Below are 3,791 nucleotides of genomic sequence, written 5' to 3' on the forward strand. Positions count from 1 at the left end.
CCGGCGGTGACGAAGGCTTCCAGGGCCTTCACCGTCTCGTCCGGCACCCACCCGGCCCGCACGCGCAGGGGTTCGCGCAGGCCCTCGCCCCACACGTAACCCACACCCGCCGCGGATTCCTCGATCCGGTTCGCCCACGCGCCCCGTTCATAGGCTTGATCCCCCAGCACCATCCCGACGTGCGTTTTGGCGGTGACGCGCAGGCAGATGCGGCGGGGGAACAACTCCCGCACCGGCACCGTGTCCTTGGTCGGTTCCTGCACATAGCCGCGCACGGTGAAGCCGAGTGCCCGGCCCTGGGTGGTCAGGAGGGCGACCTTTTCCACGATCTGTTCGCGGGTCTTGCGATCGATGTACTTGGTCAGCGCCCCGATTTCGTCGAACTCCACCAACTCCAACGGATGCTCCCGGCTGATCGGAACGGTGCGGACCCGGCCGGCGAACTCCGCCTTCCGCTCATCCATCGCCGCCACCAGGTCATCGAGGACTTCGAGGGTGTCCTTGCCCGTCACGGCGTAGCGGTGGAAGATCCCCCGCCCGTAGGCCAGCTCCATGCCCTTCGGGTCAATCCCCGACACCCGCACCAGGCCATCCCGAATGGCAGGGCCGATGGAGACGAGCGGGCACCACATGACCGAGTTCTTCCCCGCACCACTGGCACCCGCGGTCAGGGTGTGGCTCCCGGAGCCGTGGAGGGGTACGTGCCAGTCCTGCCCGTACTCGGTGCGCCCGGCCCACACCCTGCGTAGATCCACCGCCGCCTCGTCGAGGTCGGGGCAGGGCACGGGGTGGGCGAGCAGGTCCCGCCGCTGGAAGTCGATCGACACGACATTCGGCGCGACCTCCCGCACCTGACAGCGGGCGACCTTGCGAGCGGAGGCGAGGGCACGAGCGGCGTCGTCGAAGTCCTCCGGCTTCTGCCCCGGCACCAGCTCCACCCGCACCTCATCCCATGACGGCCCGGACTTCACCCGCTTAACCTTCGGGATCCGCACCCGGGAGGGCTGCTGATTGCGACTGATCTTCTTCCGGCCGACGAGGGTCACGGTGACATCGACGGGGATGCTGTCGTCTTTCACACTGAGCCCGCAGGCGTGCAGCCAACCGGGCAGTTTCGGGGCGTAGACGGCCCAGCGGAACCACCACGACCGCAGGAACCGCCCCGCCCACTGATCGAAGGAGACCAGGTGCAACCACCACCAGGCCGTCAGCCCAGCGGCCAGCATCAGCACGGCGAGCAGGAGGGACAGCCAGCCCCACCACCGGCACCACGCCGCTATGGCCAGCACGACGAGGGTAGTGCGGGGGTGAGTCACGATCTGCTTGACCAGCCAGCCCAGGCCCTTGAGCAGCCACCACAGCGCGAGGAACACCACCGCCGCTGCGGCCAGGGTTTCCGCGATCGCTGCCAGGGCCTTGCCGAGCTTGTGTAGGACCCAGACCACGAGGGCCAGGCCCGCACCGCCGAGAAGGAGAACACCGAAGGTGTGCGCGTTCATCACCGGCCACCCGCTTCCGGAGCGGGAACGTCGGGCAGCGACCGGGTGAATTTCTTGCCTACGGCATACCGCGTCGGAACGCGGTGGCTTGACACGCGCTGGTGCGCGTTGTCTAGGGTTTGCATCTGTCTGCTCCAGAGGTAGACAGCGCAGAAGCGGAAGATGGTTGGACGCCCGTTTCCGCTTCTGCGCCTTAGCTTTTCCAGTGACTCGCGTGGGGACGTGTTTCATCGCCGCACGTCCCCGCGCGTTGGAATGGCTGTCTGTTGTGGACTGTCTCTAGTGGTCGTGATGGGTCGAGCAGGCCCGGCACACGAACACCCGGTTGCGGATGACCCAGCGACTGTGACCGCAGAGCAGGCACCGCCGGTGAGTCCGCCAGCGACGCCGCAGGGCATCGAGCCGCCGTGGCACCACGATCACCCTGTCACCCGCCGGTCGCGGGCTGCTGGGCCACATAGGTGCCCTTCGAGCGCACCGTGACCACCAGGCCCCGCGCCCTCAACACCCGGGTCGCGTGGCGTGCCGTCCCGAGGGACACGCCGTACTCTTCGGCCAGGGTGCGTTCGTTGGGTAGCGGGCAGTGCACCGGCAGCTCACCCGCTTCGATCCGCGCCGCGAGCTGATCAGCCAGCCACTCGTAGACGTAGCCGGGAGCTCCGCCGGGGGTGTGCACCTGCAGGTTCTCGTTGCTCATCACCGGTTGTCCCCTCACGCGGCCTTGGCGACCGGCTCACCGGTCTGCTTGGAGGACCGGCCACCCGAGCTCGCGACCGCCTTGAACCCGGTCGCCCGGAACAGGTAGGTCTGGTACTTGAACTCCCCGTTGCCCGCCACACGCGGCTCCGCCGTCAATCCCTCCAGTTCGATCGGCCGCATCCCCGGCAGAACCTCACCCGTGGTCGGCACGGGCTGCACGTCCGCCACCAACGTGATCTCGAAGGACGCCCGCTTCGCGTTGGGCTCGGACGGGTCGGTCACCGTCACCTTCCACTGCCGCTTCCCGGAGACCTCGTCGATCCGCTGCCGTGCCGGGCGCCCCGCCGAACGGTCCTCACGCGACTGGTACTCGTTGTCCGGGGACACCTCGCCCACCATCACCAAACCCTGCGGGAACGCCTCATCGAACTCGATCGGGAACCTATGCCCCCTGGAAATCGCCATGGTTTTGAAAGGCCTTTCTCGTGGTCTTCGCTTCTTCACGCCGCGTCATGGGGCGGCACACCACAAGATTCGGCCGGACGGGTGTCTGCTCGCAGTGCCGTGAAGGTCTGATCTTGAACTTCTCTGCCTCAGATAGTCTCTTCTTGTCTCTTCTTGTCTCTTCTTTGTGCTAGCGTGGGTGCGTGGACGACGAGACGACCGCTTCCCGGGGGACCGGGGGGTCTCCCGTCCTCAAGATCCTGCTGCGTCAACGGCACCTACAAAGCCACCGAGCGTTCTGCCGCGAATACGACAAGATCGCCGACAGGCTGGACCGCTCCCTCAAAGGCGGGTGGCCACGGAAAGCGCAGTTCTACCGCTGGCTCTCCGGCGACCTCGTCGGGCTCCCCTACCCCGACCACTGCCGGATCCTGGAAGCCATGTTCCCCGGCTGGACAGCGGAACAACTCTTCCAACAAGCCACCGACGACCTCGACCTGACCGCACCCCAGGGCAACGGGACCAAGCCGACCAGGACGCGCGACTCAGCCGCGCCCCGCCCCGCGACAAGCGGAAGCGGGTCGGAGATCGTGGCGACCTACCCCTACCGGTCGCACTTCACCTCCGCCGCCTGGTGGGACCTCATCTCCGGCGCCACCAAACGCATCGATCTCTTGGGCTACACCCTGTACTTCCTGTGTCTGGAGCACCCGCAGTTCGTGGACACCCTGCGGGAGAAGTGCGCCAACGGCTGCACGGTCCGGGCCGCGATCGCCAACCCCGACTCCCCGCACGTCGCCTACCGCGACCAGGAAGAAGACCAGCCCATCACCATCGTCGCCAGGGTGAAAACCACCATGAAGCACTTCACCCCGCTACTCGGGGTGGAGGGGTTCCAGGTGCGCTACCAGGACATCCCGCTCTACAACTCGATCTTCCGCTTCGATGACCAGATGCTCGTCACACCGCACCTGTTCGCCACCCCAGGCTCCACCGCGCCGCTGCTGCACCTGCGCAAAACCGAAACCCAGGGCCTGTTCACGCGCTTCGAACGCCACTTCGACGACGTGTGGAACGCCTCGAAGCCAGCCGACTGGACCACGCCACGAGAGGTCACCCATGGCACGAACTGACTACTACGACGACCCC

4 protein-coding genes are annotated in these 3,791 nt (G+C 66.8%); 1 reads left to right on the plus strand and 3 read right to left on the minus strand.

The window, feature by feature from the left end; genetic code table 11:
* The 3 genes from FNH05_RS34245 to FNH05_RS34255 form a co-directional block, all read right to left on the minus strand.
* Positions 1-1,499, minus strand: a 1,499-nt coding sequence (locus tag FNH05_RS34245) for an FtsK/SpoIIIE domain-containing protein (protein WP_144593000.1), incomplete at its 3' end; no start/stop codon positions are given.
* Positions 1,500-1,926: 427 nt separating this feature from the next.
* Positions 1,927-2,196 (minus strand): GntR family transcriptional regulator, encoded by a 270-nt coding sequence (locus tag FNH05_RS34250; RefSeq protein WP_144593001.1) that lies wholly within the window; start codon positions 2,194-2,196, stop codon positions 1,927-1,929.
* Between the two features lie 14 nt (positions 2,197-2,210).
* Positions 2,211-2,663: a hypothetical protein gene (locus FNH05_RS34255; RefSeq protein WP_144593002.1), complete on the minus strand. Its 453-nt coding sequence runs from the start codon at positions 2,661-2,663 to the stop codon at positions 2,211-2,213.
* A gap of 182 nt (positions 2,664-2,845) precedes the next feature.
* Here FNH05_RS34255 and FNH05_RS34260 point away from each other — a divergent pair, with 182 nt between their 5' ends.
* Positions 2,846-3,775 carry a hypothetical protein gene (locus FNH05_RS34260; protein ID WP_144593003.1) on the plus strand — a complete coding sequence of 310 codons (930 nt, stop codon included), beginning with the start codon at positions 2,846-2,848 and terminating at the stop codon, positions 3,773-3,775.
* Positions 3,776-3,791: the final 16 nt, after the last annotated feature.

Origin of the sequence: Amycolatopsis rhizosphaerae, from assembly GCF_007713715.1 — a bacterium.
Classification (GTDB): domain Bacteria; phylum Actinomycetota; class Actinomycetes; order Mycobacteriales; family Pseudonocardiaceae; genus Amycolatopsis_E; species Amycolatopsis_E rhizosphaerae.

Excerpts from the sequence above, each read along its gene's own strand:
- FNH05_RS34255 (WP_144593002.1), bottom strand. The coding sequence starts at position 2,663 with ATGGCGATTTCCAGGGGGCATAGGTTCCCGATCGAGTTCGATGAGGCG.
- FNH05_RS34250 (WP_144593001.1), bottom strand. The coding sequence starts at position 2,196 with ATGAGCAACGAGAACCTGCAGGTGCACACCCCCGGCGGAGCTCCCGGC.